Annotated in this window: 16 protein-coding genes and 1 pseudogene; 7 read left to right on the top strand and 10 right to left on the bottom strand. The window is 67.4% G+C overall.

What is annotated here, in order from left to right:
* Positions 1-27: 27 nt before the first annotated feature.
* A complete protein-coding gene (locus U5775_RS15815; protein WP_322059049.1) occupies positions 28-1,419 on the bottom strand; it encodes an AGE family epimerase/isomerase in 1,392 nt (463 codons plus the stop codon).
* A complete protein-coding gene (locus U5775_RS15810) occupies positions 1,416-2,528 on the bottom strand; it encodes a LacI family DNA-binding transcriptional regulator (protein ID WP_322059048.1) in 1,113 nt (370 codons plus the stop codon). The genes U5775_RS15815 and U5775_RS15810 overlap by 4 nt, the downstream gene beginning before the upstream one ends.
* Positions 2,529-2,784: 256 nt before the next feature.
* Between U5775_RS15810 and U5775_RS15805 the strand changes: the two genes are divergently transcribed.
* A complete protein-coding gene (locus U5775_RS15805; protein ID WP_322059047.1) occupies positions 2,785-2,940 on the top strand; it encodes a DUF3309 family protein in 156 nt (51 codons plus the stop codon).
* 250 nt (positions 2,941-3,190) lie between these two features.
* Here U5775_RS15805 and U5775_RS15800 read toward each other — a convergent pair.
* Both U5775_RS15800 and U5775_RS15795 read right to left on the bottom strand, forming a co-directional pair.
* A pseudogene (locus U5775_RS15800) lies at positions 3,191-3,925 on the bottom strand (EAL domain-containing protein); the annotation flags it as partial.
* A 363-nt stretch (positions 3,926-4,288) separates the two neighbouring features.
* Positions 4,289-5,329, bottom strand: a complete 1,041-nt coding sequence (locus tag U5775_RS15795) for a bile acid:sodium symporter family protein (protein WP_322059046.1) — start codon at positions 5,327-5,329, stop codon at positions 4,289-4,291.
* A 729-nt stretch (positions 5,330-6,058) separates the two neighbouring features.
* Here U5775_RS15795 and U5775_RS15790 point away from each other — a divergent pair.
* From U5775_RS15790 to U5775_RS15780, 3 genes are all read left to right on the top strand, one after another.
* Positions 6,059-6,466 (top strand): hypothetical protein, encoded by a 408-nt coding sequence (locus U5775_RS15790; protein WP_322059045.1) that lies wholly within the window; start codon positions 6,059-6,061, stop codon positions 6,464-6,466.
* 599 nt (positions 6,467-7,065) lie between these two features.
* The gene (locus U5775_RS15785; protein ID WP_322059044.1) at positions 7,066-8,175 is read left to right on the top strand and encodes a porin; all 1,110 of its coding nucleotides are present in this window, start codon (positions 7,066-7,068) and stop codon (positions 8,173-8,175) included.
* A 185-nt stretch (positions 8,176-8,360) separates the two neighbouring features.
* Positions 8,361-9,314 (top strand): LysR family transcriptional regulator, encoded by a 954-nt coding sequence (locus U5775_RS15780; protein WP_322059043.1) that lies wholly within the window; start codon positions 8,361-8,363, stop codon positions 9,312-9,314.
* A 13-nt stretch (positions 9,315-9,327) separates the two neighbouring features.
* Here U5775_RS15780 and U5775_RS15775 read toward each other — a convergent pair whose 3' ends face one another.
* Positions 9,328-10,287, bottom strand: a complete 960-nt coding sequence (locus tag U5775_RS15775) for a nitronate monooxygenase family protein (RefSeq protein ID WP_322059042.1) — start codon at positions 10,285-10,287, stop codon at positions 9,328-9,330.
* Positions 10,288-10,569: 282 nt separating this feature from the next.
* On the opposite strand from U5775_RS15775, the gene U5775_RS15770 reads away from it, so the two are divergent.
* Positions 10,570-11,469, top strand: a complete 900-nt coding sequence (locus U5775_RS15770; RefSeq protein ID WP_322059041.1) for an alpha/beta hydrolase — start codon at positions 10,570-10,572, stop codon at positions 11,467-11,469.
* A 50-nt stretch (positions 11,470-11,519) separates the two neighbouring features.
* Here U5775_RS15770 and U5775_RS15765 read toward each other — a convergent pair whose 3' ends face one another.
* Complete coding sequence (locus tag U5775_RS15765) at positions 11,520-11,990, bottom strand: Lrp/AsnC family transcriptional regulator (protein ID WP_322059040.1); 471 nt, start codon at positions 11,988-11,990, stop codon at positions 11,520-11,522.
* 133 nt (positions 11,991-12,123) lie between these two features.
* Here U5775_RS15765 and U5775_RS15760 point away from each other — a divergent pair, with 133 nt between their 5' ends.
* Positions 12,124-13,023, top strand: coding sequence for a DMT family transporter (locus U5775_RS15760; protein WP_322059039.1), 900 nt, complete (start codon positions 12,124-12,126; stop codon positions 13,021-13,023).
* A 148-nt stretch (positions 13,024-13,171) separates the two neighbouring features.
* Complete coding sequence (locus tag U5775_RS15755; protein ID WP_322059038.1) at positions 13,172-14,473, top strand: DUF445 domain-containing protein; 1,302 nt, start codon at positions 13,172-13,174, stop codon at positions 14,471-14,473.
* A 280-nt stretch (positions 14,474-14,753) separates the two neighbouring features.
* Here the strand turns inward: U5775_RS15755 and U5775_RS15750 are convergent, their stop codons facing one another.
* The 4 genes from U5775_RS15750 to U5775_RS15735 are packed head-to-tail and all read right to left on the bottom strand — an operon-like array spanning position 14,754 to position 16,952.
* Positions 14,754-15,701, bottom strand: a complete 948-nt coding sequence (locus U5775_RS15750; RefSeq protein WP_322059037.1) for an MBL fold metallo-hydrolase — start codon at positions 15,699-15,701, stop codon at positions 14,754-14,756.
* Positions 15,698-16,165: a MaoC family dehydratase gene (locus U5775_RS15745; RefSeq protein ID WP_322059036.1), complete on the bottom strand. Its 468-nt coding sequence runs from the start codon at positions 16,163-16,165 to the stop codon at positions 15,698-15,700. The genes U5775_RS15750 and U5775_RS15745 overlap by 4 nt, the downstream gene beginning before the upstream one ends.
* Entirely contained in the window at positions 16,162-16,434 is a 273-nt protein-coding gene (locus U5775_RS15740; protein WP_322059035.1) for a DUF1289 domain-containing protein, read from the bottom strand. Before U5775_RS15740 ends, U5775_RS15745 begins: the two co-directional genes overlap by 4 nt.
* Positions 16,431-16,952, bottom strand: coding sequence for a YbaK/EbsC family protein (locus tag U5775_RS15735; protein WP_322059034.1), 522 nt, complete (start codon positions 16,950-16,952; stop codon positions 16,431-16,433). Before U5775_RS15735 ends, U5775_RS15740 begins: the two co-directional genes overlap by 4 nt.
* Position 16,953: the final 1 nt, after the last annotated feature.

Here is a 16,953-nt window from a genome sequence, read left to right as displayed (position 1 = left end):
GCGTTGCCTCGCCAGGTCTTCGGCCGCTTACACGCTGCCGTCCGCGCCGTTCGCCTGCGCGACGGCCGCCTCGCGTCCCCCCTCTTGCCCGATGACGGGCGCCATGCCGCGGCCCGGCAACGCATTCAGGACTTCGTAGCAAGCACCCATCGTGTGGTAATCGGTCTTGCCCGCGGGGCTTTTCTCGTCGCTGTACTTGCGGTTGTCGCAGGTGAGGATGCGATACCACGCGCCGTAGCGATGATCGACGAAGTGCGCCCAGCTATAACGCCAGATCTCGTCGTGCCAGTCCCAGAAGCGCTCGTTGCCGGTGCGCTTCGCGAGCAGCGCGGCCGCGGCGAAGGTCTCGGCCTGGACCCAGAAGTACTTGTCGTGGTCGCACACCGTGCCGTCCGGGCCGAAGCCGTAGTAGAGCCCGCCGTGATCATCGTCCCATGCGTGCGCCATGGCCGCGTCGAACAGCTCGATCGCGCGCGGCAGCAGCCACGGCAGCGGACGATGGCGCTCGAGGATCATGAGCAGCTTCGCCCATTCGGTCTGGTGCCCCGGCTGGAAGCCCCACGGACGGAAGATGTTCGAGCTGTCCTCTTCGTTGTAATGCCAGTCCACCGACCAGTCGGCGTGAAAGTGCTCCCACACGAGGCCTTGCGAAAGCTTCGCCTGGCGCAGCGTGATGTTCGACGCGACGCGCTCCGCGCGGTCGAGATAGACGAGGTGGCCGGTGGCCTCGTAGGCCGCGAGCAGCGCCTCGGTGGTGTGCATGTTCGCGTTCTGGCCGCGATAGCTCGACACGATCCAGTCCGCGCTGGCCTCGTCGGCGTAAAGGCCCGCCGCGCCGTCCCAGAAGCGGTGCTCCATCAGCTCGAAGGTGGCGGCGATCATCGGCCGGGCTTCTTCGATGCCCGCCATCGCCGCGTGCGAGTACGCGAGCAGCACGAATGCGAGGCCGTAGCAGTGGCGCGCCGCGTCGAGCGTGCGCTTCTTGCCGTCGCGCCAGTCGATCTCCCAGTCGTAGCCCTGGTGATGCGGGTCCCAATGGCCTTCGCGCAGGAACTGCAGGCCGTGGCGCGCGTATTCGAGGTGAAGCGGGTCGCCGAACGCGCGGTACGCCATCGCGTAGTTGAAGACGAAGCGGCAACTGCTCACGAGGTGGCGCGAGTGCGCGTTGTAGATCGAGCCGTCGTCGCGGAAATAGTGGAAGAAGCCGCCCGTGCTGTCGAACACGTTGGGCGCGTAGAAGCGCAGCGTGTCCTCGACATGGCCGAGCAGGAACGCGCGGTCGCGAAAGCTCGCGACCACGGGCGCCGTGGCGCTTGCCTGGACGTTCGCTTGTACGTTCGCACGGGCCGCTTCAACCGGTTGGGCGGCCGGGGCGTGCCTGGCCTCCTGGGAGGGGACGGCGTTGGAAGGCTGCGTCATGGCTTTCTCGTCTTGGCTGGGCTTGACCAGGCTTGGCGTGGCTTCAGCAGGGTATGGCCGGCTTGCGGCACGGCGCGCAACGGCGCGTTCACAACGGTACAGGCGGCGGACGTGCGCTCGCCCGCAAGGGTGCTCGCGCGCTCGACGAGCCGCACGGGCAGCACGAGCTCGCTCGTCTCGGGCGCTTCTTCGAGCAGCAGCTCGACGCCGCGACGCCCGAGCGCTTCCTTGTCGACGGCGATCGTCGAAAGCGCGGGCGTGGCGTGCGCGGCGCCGGGAATGTCGTCGAAGCCGACGATCGCGATATCCTGCGGCACGCGCAGGCCGAAGGCCTGGCATACGCGCATCGCGGCGAGCGCGGCGGCGTCGTTGTAGGCGAACACGGCGTCGGGCATCGGGCCGCACGCGCGCCGCGCGTCTTCGATCAGGCGCTGCATCTCGAGCGCCGCGCCGGTGTCGGGATCGAGCCCGCCGTCGATGCTGGTTTCCAGCGACGGATCGAACAGCAGCCCCGCTTCGAAGAACGCGCGCCGGTAGCCGAGCGCGCGCTGGGCAATGCTGTAGTGCGCGAGCGACCCGCCGATGAACGCCACGCGCCGCCGCCCGAGACCGAACAGATGATGCATCGCGAGCGCGGCGCCCGCGGCGTTGTCGATGTTCACCGAGCGCAGGCCCTGCGCCCACAGGTCGATCAGCACGAGCGGGCGCTGCAGCGCGACCAGCGCGGCGAGCGTCTCGGGCTCCACGAAGCCGGCCACGGCGATGGCGTCGGGCGCGTGCAGGCGCAACTGCTCGATGGTGTCGTCGGCGGGACCGGCGGTGAGCAGCGCGGGCACGATGCCGTGCTCGCGGCAGGCGTCTTCCACGCCATGCAGGACATGTGAGAAGAACGGGCTCGCGGCGAAATTGTTGTGCTGGCGATGCAGCAGGAACGTGAGGCGGCGGATGCGCGGCCGCAGTTGCCCGCAGTCGTAGCCGAGCGAGCGCGCGACTTCGACGATGCGCGCGCGCGTGAGCTCGGATAAGCCCGGCTGGTTCTTCAGCGCGCGGGAGACCGTGCCGATCGACACGTTGGCCGCCTGCGCGACGTCGCGAATGGTTGTCGCCATGGTTCCTGTCTGCGCTTGGCTGACGCCGCGCGGCGGGCGTGCCTGCAAGGTGCGCGCCGCGATATGGTCAGGGTTGCGGCGATTGTATAGTAAAAACATCGGCACACAACGTTGACAGAGGTTTAAAAACCCCCGGAAATACCCGTAATTACGTGAATAAACGTAAATTTAGATGTTTAGTAAAATTAACTAAACAAGCCGGCCGGGAACGGCGGTTGCGCAATCTCGCAGGTCACCGTTTGGCGCCGGAGGCCTCGTGCACGGCATCTATCTCCTGCTGTTCATGGTCCTGCTTCTGCTGGCCTGCGTGCCCGCGTGGCCGTACAGCCGCACGTGGGGCTACGGGCCAGCGGGCACCGTGGGCGCGGGTGTAATCGTCATGTTGTGGCTCGTGCTGAACGGGCGCGTCTAGACGCGCATTGCCTTGTTTCCCAGCGCAAAGAGGCCGGCGCGGATCACTCCGCGCCGGCCTCTTTCGTTCCTGCCCTGATGGGCGTGGGTCGGGCGCCGATTTGTATCCGGCGCCGATGCAGTTCGCGTTTCAGTGCGCGGGCAACAGCGTCGTGCTGCTGCCGCCGTCGATCACCACCAGTCCGCGCGCGTCCTGCTTCGCGCGCCGCTTGGCGACGGCGGCGAGCGACGCGATCGCCTCGCTTCCATACGAGCGTGCGCGGCGCCTCTTCGGCGGGACGGCCGAAGAAGAAGCCCTGGCCGCAGGTGATACCCATGTCGCGCAGCACGATCAGATCGGCCTCGTTTTCGATGCCTTCGGCCACGAGCCGCGCGCCGCTCGCCTGCGCGAAGTGCTGCATCGCGCGCACGGCTTCGAACTTGAGCGCGTCGCTGGCGATGTCGTGGATGAAGAAGCGATCGATCTTCACGATGTCGGGATGCAACTGGACCCACAGATACATGCTCGCGTTCGCGCTGCCGTAGTCGTCGAGCGCGAATTGCGCGCCGGCCGCGCGCAGCGCCGCGACCACGTGCGCGAAGTCGCGCAGGTCGTCGATGGCGCTTTGCTCGGTGAGCTCGACCACGACGCGATGAGGGGCGATGCCGTCGAACAGCGCGAGCGCGTCGCGGCCCGAGGCGGTGAGCTCGCGCAGCGCGTTGGCGCTGAAATTCAGGAACAGCTTGCCGGTGCAGCCGAGCCGCGCGAACGCGGCCATGCAGGTGGTGGCGGCGGCGCGTTCGAGGGCCGTCGTGCAGCGCGCCGCGTTGGCGTGCGCGAAGAGTGCCGCGGGGGTTTCGAGAGGCGAGCCGGCCGGCCCGCGAATGAGGCCCTCGTAGCCGAGGATGGCGCCATCGTCGAAATCGACGATCGGCTGGAAGACGGCGCGCAACTGGCGCTGGGCGATCAGGGTCTCGATGCTTGAAGGGGCTGCCATCGGGGCCATTGGCGGCAACGAGGCCACCGGAGCCACGGGAGCCAGCGGGGCGGGCGGCGTGGACGCGCGTGCAGACATGGATAGAGCCGGTCAGGCTTGGACGACGGAATTAACGGCAGCAGCGTCTGCCAATTGAATGAACTTTTGATGACAGACGCGGAGAAAGAGGGAGGGATGGGGGAGGGGAACGTTTGCGCTGTTGTTTGTGCGCACGCGCGGGACGAAGAGGTGTCCTTCGCGAGAGGAGTCGCCAGCGCAAGCAAAGCGGCTGGCGGAGATTCGCCGTTTGGAAAAGCGGGGTGAGACCTTGGGCCGAGGAGGGAGCGCAGCCGTGGATGAATTTCCCATGCCGCTCCGCTCGCGGCTTGCTGCTTACCGCCGTCCCGCCGCCGCCTGCTCGCCGCGGCCTGCGCGCGACTCGTCGCCGGCTTCGGCGCGCTCGGCGCTCATGTCGCGCTCGCCCCAGCGTTGCGCGAGCGCCGCGCACACCATCAACTGGATCTGGTGGAACAGCATGAGCGGCAGCACCACCGCGCCCACGGCGCTCGACGCGAAGATCACCTTGGCCATCGGCACGCCGGCCGCGAGGCTCTTCTTCGAGCCGCAGAAGATGATCGTGATCTGGTCGGCGCGCGAGAAGCCGAGCTTCTTGCTCGCGAACATGGTGGCGCCGAGCGCCAGCGCGAGCAGCACCGCGCTGACCACGACGAGACCGCCGAGCGCCGCGAGCGGCGTGTGGTGCCAGAGTCCTTCGTTGATGGCCTCCGAGAACGCGCCGTAGACCACGAGCAGAATCGAGCCCTGATCGACGAACTTGAGCACGCCCTTGTTGCGCTCGATCCAGCGGCCGATCACGGGCCGCAGCAGTTGCCCCGCGACGAACGGCACGAGCAGCTGCAGCACGATGTTCCAGACCGTATGCCAGGCCGAGGTGCCGCCCGCGCTCTGATTCGTCACGATGAGGCTCACGAGCGCCGGCGTGACGAAGATGCCGATCAGGCTCGATGCCGACGCGCTGCACACGGCGGCCGGCACGTTGCCGCGCGCGATCGAGGTGAACGCGATGGACGACTGCACGGTCGAGGGCAGCGTGCAGAGGAACAGCACGCCCATATAGAGCGCGGGCGTGACGAGCGGCGAGAGCACGGGCTTGAGCACCAGCCCGAGCACCGGAAACAGTACGAAGGTGCTCGCCAGTACGACGATGTGCAGGCGCCAGTGCGTGGCGCCCGCGACGATCGCCTCGCGCGAAAGCTTGGCGCCGTGCAGGAAGAACAGCAGCCCCACGGCGACATTGGTGAGCCAGTTGAAGGGCGTGGCGGCCTGGCCGTGCACGGGCAGCAGGCTGGCGAGCGTCACCGTGCCGATGAGGCACAGCGTGAAGTTATCGGGCAGGAATTTCGGACGAGCCATCGGACAGTCTCAAGTGCGCAACGCGGCGCGCTTCTTCGATCGGGGCGCCACGGGGGAATCGGGATGTCTATTGTCGGCGCAAGCCGATTGAAAAAGCAAATTCATTTGAAGAATCGATTAATGAGTGCTGCGCATGAGCGGGCGGATTCCAGGAGCCGCAGGGACGGTGTGGTCGGCGCGAGACAACGGGCGCTGGCGCGCGTCGCCAGGATTCATTCGTCATGCAAAAGACCCGGCGCCAGGCGCGACGAAAAGTACGACAAAAAGTGTGCGCGTTCGCTGCCCGCAAAGCCGCGCCAGCAAAGCCTCCGGCGGCATTCGCGCAGCCCGTGTTGCGCATGAAACAGGCCCGGCCGACATGGCCCCAAACACCGAAAAATCGTGCAGTAACATGGTGTTACAACCCTTCCGAGGACATAACACTTTTTGGCTCGACACCCCTTCGGGACGCCCATAAATTACCGTCAAGGAATGTTCAAAAAACCGTTGCGGCAGCAATCGTTGCGCGACATACGTGGGCTTCCCGGAACGGCCCGCCATGGCCCGAATGGCGATAAGCCATGCTGAACGTCGGGCAGGTGATCGACACAAATGCGCGCAGGGTTGTTACGGATGGGACAGTGGATCGTGGGGGCCGGATTAGCGGCCCTCGTTGCGTTCGCCCATGCACAGCCTGCGTTCACTGCCCACGGTGGTGGGTTCCATGGCGGCGGCTTCCAGTCCGCACCGATGATGCACGAAGCCCCGCGCGCGGCCATGCCGATGCAGTGGGGCGGCCAGCGCGGCGGCGCGCCGCGCGAGCGCTACGGCGCGGGACCGATGCGCGTGGCCGACCAGGGCGGCTGGCGCGAGCGCCAGGGCGGCGGCCGCCAGGCGGAGCGTCGCGGCGGCGGCTTCAGCGGCAACCCGTACGGCAATCCCTATGGCAATGGCTTCGGCGGCTACCACGGCCCGATCCAGCCCGTAAGCGCGGAAGCGCGCCAGGTCCCCCATCCGCCGGCCGACTCGCCGGTGCGCGCGGGCTCCATTCGCGAAGACGTCGCACGCTATAACGAAGAGCGCGGCGCACTCCGTCCGTTCCCGCGCAATGGCGGCGACGTGCCCCGTCCGCCGATGCAGACGCCTTATCGCAACTAGCCGCAATTTCCTCTTCCGTTCTGACCGTTCGCCACGGTTTCTGGCGCATCGCCCATCGCTCCCAAGCGGGGCTTTTCTCGCAGCTTTTTCCCCGCCCGGCCCGCAAGCACCGCTCAAATCCGCCTGAAATCCACCCGAAATCGTCCGCAAACGGGGTTCGGGAAGCGATTCAACCGGCGCCGCTCGTCCTTTCCGCAGCTCAAAACTGACGCGTGGATACCACACTTTGTGGGAAACCTCTCGTCATACCGTGCCCTTTCATCATCAAATCTCGGCTTCGTCGAGGCGGCGCCTGATCGGCGCGGCCGGAACACAGCAAAAACCGGGCCGAGGTCCAGTCCACGCGGGCCGCAAGCCCGATGCCCGTGCATGCTGCAACGCGACGAAAAGGGCGCCGGAATCGGCCGAGCCGGGGTTTGCCGGGGGCAATCTACTCGGGCCGATATACCGGCGATAACAACCGATATTTTTGTCCATAAAAATGGTCCGCAAAGATGGTCCCGCCCAGAACGGCCACGCCTGCGAACGACGAGATAACAAACGGTTTGCGCGAGCGCCAAAGCCGCCAATCACTCTTTTTGACAAGGACAGGAGAACCCATGAAAAAAGCCGTCAGCCGCGCGCTGCGTACGACGCTGCGTACGCCCCTCAAGGCGGGTGTCATTGCCGCTGTGCTTGCCGCCGCTTCGTCGTCGGCATTCGCGCAGTCGAGCGTCCAGCTTTATGGTCAGGTCGACGAGTGGGTCGGAGCGACGCGCTTCCCGGGCGGCCAGACGGCCTGGAACGTCGGCGGCGGCGGCATGTCGACGTCCTACTTTGGCTTGAAGGGCGCCGAGGATCTGGGCGGCGGCTACAAGGCGGTCTTCGCGCTGGAAAGCTTCTTCCGCGCGCAGAACGGCCAGGACGGCCGCTTCCAGGGCGACACCTTCTTCGCGCGTAACGCTTACGTCGGCCTCGAATCGCCGTACGGTACGCTCACGGCGGGCCGCGTGACGACGCCGCTGTTCGTCTCGACGATTCTGTTCAACCCGTTCGTCGATTCGTACACCTTCTCGCCGATGGTGTACCACGTGTACCTCGGGCTCTCGACGTTCCCGACCTACACGACCGACCAGGGCGTGGTGGGCGACTCGGGCTGGAGCAACTCGATCCAGTACTCGACGCCGAACTTCAACGGCCTGTCGGGCACGGCCGTGTACTCGCTCGGCAACCAGGCCGGCGAGAACGGCAAGAAGAAGTGGAGCGTCCAGGCGCTGTACTTCCATGGCCCGTTCGCCGCGACGGCGGTCTACCAGTACGTGAACTTCAACAACACGCCGGGCGACATCGGCAGCATCGTGAGCGGCGACACCACCATCGTTGGCCTGCGCAGCCAGGGCGTCGCGCAAGTCGGCCTGTCGTACGACCTGAAGTACGTGAAGTTCTTCGGCCAGTACATGTACACGAACGACAACAGCGACATCAGCAGCTGGCACGTGAACACGGCCCAGGGCGGCGTCTCGGTGCCGGTCGGCCCGGGCACGGTGATGGCCTCGTACGCGTACTCGCGTGACAGCGGCGGCCTGAACCAGACGCACAACACCGCGGCCGTCGGCTACGACTACCCGCTCTCGAAGCGCACCGACGTCTACGCGGCCTATATGTACGACCACTACGACAACATGTCGTCGGGTCAGACCTACGGCGTGGGCCTGCGCGCGAAGTTCTAGGCGTCGCCGCGTATCAAGCCGGAATCCCCAAACCCCGCGCTATTCGCAGCGCGGGGTTTTTTTGCGCCCCGTCCGCGGCTGGCGGCGGTGTGCGCTGCGCGTTTGGCTACCAGTAATTGATAAAGCGCGCACAATATTGGAGATTATTTCCTGATTAACCCGATTTTTGCGGAAAGAATGGCGCGATGGATACCCTCGTCAGCATGAAAGTGTTCCGGCACGTGGTGGAGGCGGGGAGCTTCGTCGCGGCGGCCGAGCGCATGGACATGTCCGCGGCCATGGCGAGCAAGCACGTGATGCATCTCGAGCAGCAGCTCGGCGCGCGCCTGTTGAACCGCACGACGCGCCGCGTCGCGCCCACCGAGGCGGGCCGCGAATACTACGAGCGCGTGGCCCAGGCGCTCACCGAACTCGACGAGGCCGGCCAGGCCGTGGGCGCCGCGAGCGTGGTGCCGCAGGGGCGCCTGCGCGTGTCGTCGCTCACGGCGTTCGGCCTGCGCCACGTGATGGGCGCAGTGGCCGAGTACGCGGCCGATTTCCCGCAGGTCACCGTCGATATTACGCTCTCGGACCGCGTGGTCGAGCTGATCGACGAAGGCTTCGACGTGGCGATCCGCGCATCGCCTTCGGGGCTGAAGTCGTCGTCGCTGATTGCGCGGCCGCTCGCCACCGCGCATATCGTGCTGTGCGCCGCGCCCGAGTATCTGCGCCGCCACGGCGTGCCCAAGAGTGTTGCCGATCTCGCGCAGCACAAGTTCGTCCATTACGCGGGCGCGTCGGCGGCCGAACTTGCGCCGTTCACGGAGGCGCACGCGCGCCCGAAGCCGGGCGGCAATCTGATCGTCAACCATCTGGAAGCGCTGCGCGTGGTGCTGCTCCAGGGCGGCGGGCTCTCGATGCTCGGCACCGAGGTGATCGGCGACGACATCGCGGATGGCCGTCTCGTGCCGCTGCTCGTCGACGCGCTGCCGCCGCGTGAGCTGCCCATCTATGCCGTCTACGCGAGCCGGCGCCATCTTTCGGCGAAGGTGCGCTCGTTCGTGGATTTCCTCGCGGCGCGCTTTGGCGAGCGCGCGCTATGGCCCGGCATCGAGGCGATTCGCGAGGCCGCGGCGCGCGCCGCGCCCGATGTGAAGTGAGGCCTGGGGCGCCTCAGCGCCCGATCCCCAGCCGTGCCTTCGTGGCATCGTACTCGCTCTTCAGGCGCGCGACGAGTTCGGCCACCGACGGTACGTCGTCCATCAGCCCCACGCCCTGGCCCGCGCCCCAGATGTCCTTCCACGCACGGGCCTTGTCGCCGCCGAAGTTCATCTTCGTCTTGTCCGACTCGGGCAGCGCGTCCGGGTCGAGCCCCGCGTTGACGATGCTCTCGCGGATGTAGTTGCCGTGCACGCCCGTGAAGAGGTTCGTATAGACGATGTCGGCGGCCTTGGCTTCGAGGATCGCGTGCTTGTACCCATCCACGGCGTGCGCCTCGCGCGTGGCGATGAAGCGCGTGCCCATGTACGCGAGATCGGCGCCCATGGCCTGCGCCGCGAGGATCGAGCCGCCGTTGGCGATCGCGCCCGAGAGCACGATGGGGCCGTCGAACAGGCGCCGCACCTCGCCCACGAGCGCGAACGGCGAGGTCGTGCCCGCGTGGCCGCCCGCGCCCGCCGCCACGAGAATGAGGCCTTCCACGCCCGCCTCGAGCGCCTTGGCCGCGTGGCGCAGGTTGATGACGTCGTGCAGCACGATGCCGCCGTAGCTGTGCACGGCGTCGAGCAGTTCCCTCGGCGGCGCGCGCAGGCTCGTGATGAAGATCGGCACCTGATGCTCGACGCACACGCGCACGTCGTGCTCGAGCCGTGTATTCGACTGATGCACGATCTGGTTCACGGCGATCGGTCCGATCACGGCGTCCGGGTTCGCGGCCTTGTGCTCGGCGAGCTGTTGCTGGATCTGCGTGAGCCACGCGTCGAGCAGTTCGGCGGGCCGAGCGTTGAGCGCCGGGAACGAGCCGACGATGCCCGCCTTGCACTGCGCGAGCACGAGCTCGGGGTAGCTCACGATGAACATCGGCGAGCCGACGACGGGCAACGACAGGTTCTGCAGGACGGCGGGCAATGCCATGACGGGGTCTCCTTGCTGACGGCAGGGGGGATCCGGGCCGGCTCGGGGCCGGACTTCGGCGCGGCTTCAGGCTATAAATCGGCGAAAAATCGCGGATGCTGCACCCGCTGAAACGGTCGTTCGATTATAGGCGCGCGGCTTGCGGCACACGGTGCGCGCGCGGTTTGGGCGAGTGGAGGGAGTGTTCGGTTTCTAGCTTTTCGGGCCCGAATTTGAGACGGCGCACCCTATGCCGCTCCTACAATATCCGCAGACCAAACAAAGACAATGAGGAGACGCGCCATGCCGTTCGAGGGATACACGCCTTTCACTGTTCGCACCGGGGATGGCGTCGAGATTCACGGAGTCCGCGGCGGCGAAGGGCCGCCGCTCCTGCTGCTGCACGGACATCCGCAGACGCACATGATCTGGCATCGCTGCGCGGCGGACCTCGCGCAGCATTTCACCGTGATCGCCACCGACCTGCGCGGCTATGGCGCCTCGGGCAAGCCCGCGAGCGACGCGAGTCACGCGGCTTATTCGAAACGCGCAATGGCCGCCGATCAGGTCGAGGTCATGCGCCACTTCGGCTTCGAGCGTTTTCTCGTCTGCGCGCACGACCGCGGCGCGCGCGTCGCGCATCGCATGGCGCTCGACCACGCCGATTCCGTGGAGCGGCTGATGCTGCTCGACATCGCGCCCACGCTCGCCATGTACGAGCAGACCGACCGCGAGTTCGCCACGCGCTATTTCCACTGGTTCTTTCTGATCCAGCCCGAGCCGCTGCCCGAGACGCTGATCGGCGCGAATTCCGATGCCTATATCGAGCGCGTGATGGGCAGCCGCCACGCGGGGCTCGCGCCGTTCGCGCCCGAGGCGCTGGACGCGTACCGCGCGGCGCTGCGCGAGCCCGGCGCGGTGCACGCGATGTGCGAGGACTACCGCGCCTCGGCGGGCATCGACCTCGACCACGATCGCGCCGACATCGAGCGCGGCCACAAGGTGGGCTGCCCGCTGCGCGTGCTGTGGGGCGAGCACGGCGTGATCGAGCGCTGCTTCGATCCGCTCGCGGAGTGGCGCAAGGTGGCGCGCGACGTGAGCGGCCGCGCGTTGGCGTGCGGCCACTACATTCCCGAGGAGGCGAGCGAGGCGCTCGTCGGCGAAATTCTGTCGTTCTTCGAGGCGACCGAGCGCCAGGAATGACGGCGAGGCGGCCCGCGGGCGAGGCGGACCGCGGGCGAGGCGCGCCGCGCTCAGCCGAGCGGCGGCAGCCGCCGCGCCACCGGCGTCGACTTGACGATGGCCGTGCTCGTTTCCGCGCGCTCGGTGACCTTGTTCAGAATCTCGTCGAGCTGCTCGATCGAATGCAGATAGAGCCGGGCGATGAAGCAGTCGTCGCCCGTGACCTTGTCGCATTCGATGAACTCGGGAATGCGGCGGATCACCTCTTCGACCAGATGCAACTGCCCCGGCATGGGCTTCACGCGCACGATGGCCTGCAGCGTGTAGCCGAGCGCGCGCGGGTCGATACGCACCGTGTAGCCGCCGATCACGCCCTGGGCCTCGAGCCGCCGCAGCCGCTCCGACGTGCTAGGTGCCGATAGCCCGATCTGGCGAGCCAGCTCGCTCACGCTCGCGCGCCCGTCCTCGGCCAGTGCGGCGAGCAGCGCGCGGTCGATTTCGTCGAGCGGAGCGGGCAGCGGCGCTGCGGAGCGTTTGTTCATGATTACACCCGTTCGATTGAATGATTGCCTTCGGATCGAAGGCACATAGCCATTTCCACCTAAGTTTAGCCATGTATTCCGTGCTCCGCACTGAGTAAACTTCCAGGCAGATACTCACCAGGAGCTTTCACTCATGGCTTCCCCAGAAGTTCGCCGCGGCGCGTCGGAGATGGTCACCGCGATGCTGATGTGCGGCACCATCGGCTGGCTGGTGGTCGATTCGCAGCAGTCGCCGATCAACGTGGCCTTCATGCGCTGCGTGCTGGGCGGCGCGACGCTCGCGCTCGTCTGCGCGGCGCTCGGCCTCTACCGGCGCAAGCTGCCCTGGCGCACGCTCGCGCTCGCCGTCGCGGGCGGCGCGGCCATCGTCGCCAACTGGGTGCTGCTGTTCGCCGCCTACTCGCGCGCCTCCATTTCGATGGCTACCGCCGTCTACAACACGCAGCCGTTCATGCTCGTCGGCCTTGGCGCACTCGTGCTGGGCGAGCGCGTGAGCGCGTCCACCGTCGCGTGGCTCGTGCTCGCGTTCGTCGGGCTCGTGGGCGTGGTGGAAGTGCAGCCGGCCGTGGTCGCGGTGCCGGGCCAATATCTGCAGGGCGTCGCCTGCGCGGCGGGCGCCGCGTTCCTCTATGCGATTTCGTCGATCATCACGCGGCACCTCAAGGGCACGCCGCCGCATCTGATCGCGCTCGTGCAACTGGTCTTCGGCGCGCTCGCGCTCGCGCCGTTCATCCACTACGGCACGCTGCCGGCCACGCGCGTGCACTGGGCGCAGATCGTCACGCTCGGCATCGTGCACACGGGCGTGATGTACGTGCTGCTCTACGGCGCGATCCAGAAGCTGCCCACGGCGATGACGGGCGCGCTCTCGTTCATCTACCCCGTGGCGGCGATTCTCGTCGATTGCTTCGCGTTCGGGCAGCGCCTCGCGTGGATCCAGGTGGCGGGCGCCGTGCTCATCCTGCTCGCGGCGGCGGGCGTGAACCTCGGCTGGCGGATCGTGCCGCAGCGGCGCAAGACGTCGTCGGCCTGAACGGCGGCCGCTGCGTTCGCCGCGTCAGGGGATCGCCCACTTGAACGGCGGCAAGGCGGTGGTGTAGCGACACCGCACCCTCCGCGCGCTGGCCGCATAATGTCGCGGTTCCCCGACCACGACGGTGCACCGCGATGCACGAGCGCGCATGACCACGCCAGAAGCCAGCCACGACGAAGCCGAACTTAAGCGCGCCAAGCGCCGCGCGCTCCTCTTGCTGGTGGCGGCGGCGCTCGTGTTCGTCGTCACGGCGCTTTCGCCGCCGGGCGTCGTGATCGACGGCATCAAGGCGGTGAGCGAGGCGGCCATGGTGGGCGCGCTCGCCGACTGGTTCGCCGTGGTCGCGCTGTTCCGGCGCGTGCCGATTCCGTTCATCGCGGCGCGCACGGGCGTGATTCCGCGCAACAAGGACCGCATCGCCGACGAGCTCGCCGTGTTCGTGCACGAGAAGTTTCTCAACGTCGATGCGCTCGTCGGGCTGATCCGCCGCCACGATCCGGTCGAGCGGCTCTCGTCGTGGCTCACGGCGCCGCACAACGCGCCGCGCCTCGGCGACTACGCGGTGCGGCTGATGTCGGGTCTGCTCGGCCTCACCGATGACGCGCGCATCCGCGCCTTCATCCGCGACGGCCTCTATGCCGCGCTCGACAAGGTCGATCTCTCTAAGTCGGCGGGCGCGATTCTCGACACGCTCACGAAAGACGGCCGCCACCAGGAACTGCTCGACCAGATGCTCGACCAGCTCGGCCAGTTGCTCGCCGACGAGAGCACGCGCGCGTTCGTGTCGGCGCGCATCGTCGACGGCCTGAAGGGCGAGTTTCCGTGGACCGAGAAAGTGCTGCCCACGACCTGGATTGGCGAGAGCGGCGCGCGCGTGCTGGAAAGTTCGGTGAACCGTTTGCTGCTGCAGGTGAGCGAGGACCGCGAGCACGAGCTGCGCAAGAAGTTCGACGAGGTGGTGCAAAAGCTCGTGGTGCAGCTCAAGAGCGATCCCGCGTTCCTGCGCAAGGGCGAGGAGCTCAAGGCGAGCCTGCGCGAAGGCAGCGCGCTCAACGACTACACCCACGCGCTATGGGACAGCCTGCGCGCGTGGCTGCGCGACGATCTCGAACGCCCCGATTCGACGCTGCATGCGAAGGTGGCGGCGACCGGCCGCTGGCTCGGCGAGTCGCTGGCCGCCGATGCGGATCTGCGCGCGTCGCTCAACGACCATCTCGAGGACGCCGCGCGCGCGATGGCGCCCGATTTCGCGCGCTACCTCACGCATCACATCCGCGATACGGTGCGCAACTGGGACACGCGCGAGACCGCGCGCCTCATCGAGCTGAAGATCGGCAAGGACCTGCAGGAAATTCGCGTGAACGGCACGGTGATCGGCGGCACGATCGGGCTCGGGCTCTATCTGTGCTCGCATCTGTTCGAATGGTTGCGTCTGCAACTCGGCGGCTGATTCGGCGAGGATGACACATTCGTGAACGTGCGCCATTTGTCATCGTTTGTCATCGATTCGGATCGCGAATCAATTGCTCGCATGGGCGCGTAAACGTGCGGGATTCGCCGCCGGGACGCTGTTGTCAGTTTGTAGGGAAATCACCGATGCGACGCGAATTCGCGCGCGAGTATGATCGCGACAGTTTGATCACGTCAGAGCAAGGTACTCACGCTCGTCCCGGAAAAGGACGAGCGTTTTTTTTGGCGTGCCGCTTGTGCCTTGCTAGACGGCGCGCGGATCACGCCATGCCGGCGGGCGCTTCGATCCCGTTCCCGCCCATCACGAGCGCGCCGCTTTTCGCGAGTTCGCCGGCCAGTTCGCGCATCAGCGCGGGCCATGCGCTCTCGGGCGCGAGCTGCCGCGCCGCCGCGCGCATCGCCGTCGCCTCGACGAGCATCGCGTCCAGCGCCGCGAACGTCATCGTGCGCACTTCGAGCAGCTTGAACACGATCAGCACCTTGAGCGCGTTTTTCGCGTTGCGCGCCGGATCGGCGCTGAGCCAGGCGAGGCGCGCATAAGCGCGTTCGAGCGCGGCCCCGACGTTCGCGAACGGCGCGCCGTGGCCCGGAATCACCACGGCCACGTCGAGCTGCGCGATGGCGTCCAGCACCGCGCGCTGCTCCGCAAAGCCGCTTTCGCCTTCGAGCTCGGGGAAGATCACGCCGAAGCCGTGCTCCCAGAGCGCGTCGGCGCTGATCAGCACGCGCGGTTCGGCGGCATAGAGCATCAGCGAATCGGGGTCGTGACCCGGCGCGCCGATTACGTCCCACTCGAAGCCGCCGAGCGCGAGACGTGCGCCGGGCGCGAGCGTGCCCGTAAAGGCGAAGCCCTCGCAACTCTGCCCGGTGGCGAGAAACGAGAGCCGCGCTTCGTCCCAGGCGCCCACGGCGCTCGCGCTGGCGGCGGGAATGAGCGTCTCGCAAGTCCATTGCGCCTGGAGGCGTGCATTGCCGCCGCAATGGTCCGAATGCAGATGCGTATTGACGATGGTGTCGAGCGCGCGCCCCGCGAGCGCGTGCTCGACGAGCGAGACGGTTTGCGCGGCATGCGTGGCGTAGCCCGTATCGACGAGCGCGGCGCGCGCCTCGTCGACGAGCAGCACGTTGTTCGACGAGAGCCAGCCGCGCTCGAACACGCGGATCGACGCGGGCAATGTCACGGGCGCATTGGCCGCATCGCCGCTCATTGCGCGGATTCTCCGCCGGCTTGCGCCTGCGGCGCCTTCGGCATCACGAGGATGGTCGAGTGTCCCACCACGAGCGTCTCGCCATGCTGGTTGACGGCCGTGCCTTCGAGCTTCACGAGGTCGCCGTTCAGGCTCGCTTTCCAGTGCGCGTCCACGACGCGCCATTCGAAGGTGAGCACGTCGTTCGCGTGCGCCGCGCGCTTGAGCTTCATGTCGAATTCGAGCCCGAGCGGTTGCGCGTACTGCGAAAAATGCGTGGCGAGCAGCGCCATGAAATACGCGGTGGGCTGCGTGCCCGAGGCGATCAGGCCACCGAAGCGGCTCTGCGCGGCATAGGCGTCGTCGTGGTGCAGCGGGTTCAGGTCGTTCACGAGCGTCGCGAACGACTTCACCGTTGCGGGCGAGAGCGCGAGCGTCGAGCGGCACGTCTCGCCGATCGTCACGACACGGGCGGGCGAGGTCATCGTGCGTCTCCTTCGTTGAGCGAATCGACGCGCGTGGTCATCCACTGCGCGTGGCGCGTCTCGATCGCGTCCCAGACGGCGCGCTTCGCGGCGTCGTCGAGCGTGGACCACGCCGCGATCTCGTCGATCGTGCGCAGGCATCCTTCGCACAGGCCGCTCGCTTCGTGCATGCGGCACACGTTGATGCAGGGCGAGGGTGTTTCCACGGGCGCGCTGGTTGCGCCCGGGTCCGCGCCCGCGCTTCGGTCCGGCGTGGGGCTCGCGCTCATGCGTCGCGCAGCGCGACGTCGACCACGGGCGCGCCGGTGAGCTCCGCGAGTTCCTGCGGCGAAAGATTGAACACCGCATGCGGATGGCCCGCCGCGGCCCAGAGGCTGTCGAGCGCGAACAGGTCGGCGTCGATCAGCGTGACGGGTCGTGTGGCATGGCCGATCGGGCACACGCCGCCGATCGCATAGCCCGTCATTTCGCGCACGAACTTCGCGTCGGCGCGGCCGACTTCGCCCACGTGCGCCTCGACTTTCTTTTCGTCGACGCGATTGGCGCCGCTCGCGATCACGAGCACGGGCGCATCGTCCTTGCGGCGGCGAAACAGGATCGACTTGGCGATCTGCGCGACTTCGCAGCCGAGCCCGGCCGCCGCTTCCGCCGAGGTCTTGCCGGTCTCGGGCAGCAGCACGACGGGCTTGGCGTGGCCGCGCTCGCGCAACAGGAGCGCGACGCGGCGCGCGGATTCGGGCAGCGCTTCGAGGCCGTCCTTTTCGGAGTTGATGAGCGTTTCCGTCATG

The organism is Paraburkholderia sp. J63 (genome assembly GCF_905220245.1).
Classification (GTDB): domain Bacteria; phylum Pseudomonadota; class Gammaproteobacteria; order Burkholderiales; family Burkholderiaceae; genus Paraburkholderia.
This window is presented reverse-complemented; position numbering and strand designations above follow the sequence as displayed.

Coding starts and splice junctions, on each gene's coding strand:
- U5775_RS15770 (WP_322059041.1), top strand. CDS start 10,570: ATGCCGTTCGAGGGATACACGCCTTTCACTGTTCGCACCGGGGATGGC.
- U5775_RS15775 (WP_322059042.1), bottom strand. CDS start 10,287: ATGGCATTGCCCGCCGTCCTGCAGAACCTGTCGTTGCCCGTCGTCGGC.
- U5775_RS15795 (WP_322059046.1), bottom strand. CDS start 5,329: ATGGCTCGTCCGAAATTCCTGCCCGATAACTTCACGCTGTGCCTCATC.
- U5775_RS15750 (WP_322059037.1), bottom strand. CDS start 15,701: ATGAGCGGCGATGCGGCCAATGCGCCCGTGACATTGCCCGCGTCGATC.
- U5775_RS15755 (WP_322059038.1), top strand. CDS start 13,172: ATGACCACGCCAGAAGCCAGCCACGACGAAGCCGAACTTAAGCGCGCC.
- U5775_RS15780 (WP_322059043.1), top strand. CDS start 8,361: ATGGATACCCTCGTCAGCATGAAAGTGTTCCGGCACGTGGTGGAGGCG.
- U5775_RS15790 (WP_322059045.1), top strand. CDS start 6,059: ATGATGCACGAAGCCCCGCGCGCGGCCATGCCGATGCAGTGGGGCGGC.
- U5775_RS15740 (WP_322059035.1), bottom strand. CDS start 16,434: ATGAGCGCGAGCCCCACGCCGGACCGAAGCGCGGGCGCGGACCCGGGC.
- U5775_RS15745 (WP_322059036.1), bottom strand. CDS start 16,165: ATGACCTCGCCCGCCCGTGTCGTGACGATCGGCGAGACGTGCCGCTCG.
- U5775_RS15760 (WP_322059039.1), top strand. CDS start 12,124: ATGGCTTCCCCAGAAGTTCGCCGCGGCGCGTCGGAGATGGTCACCGCG.
- U5775_RS15815 (WP_322059049.1), bottom strand. CDS start 1,419: ATGACGCAGCCTTCCAACGCCGTCCCCTCCCAGGAGGCCAGGCACGCC.
- U5775_RS15810 (WP_322059048.1), bottom strand. CDS start 2,528: ATGGCGACAACCATTCGCGACGTCGCGCAGGCGGCCAACGTGTCGATC.
- U5775_RS15735 (WP_322059034.1), bottom strand. CDS start 16,952: ATGACGGAAACGCTCATCAACTCCGAAAAGGACGGCCTCGAAGCGCTG.
- U5775_RS15765 (WP_322059040.1), bottom strand. CDS start 11,990: ATGAACAAACGCTCCGCAGCGCCGCTGCCCGCTCCGCTCGACGAAATC.
- U5775_RS15785 (WP_322059044.1), top strand. CDS start 7,066: ATGAAAAAAGCCGTCAGCCGCGCGCTGCGTACGACGCTGCGTACGCCC.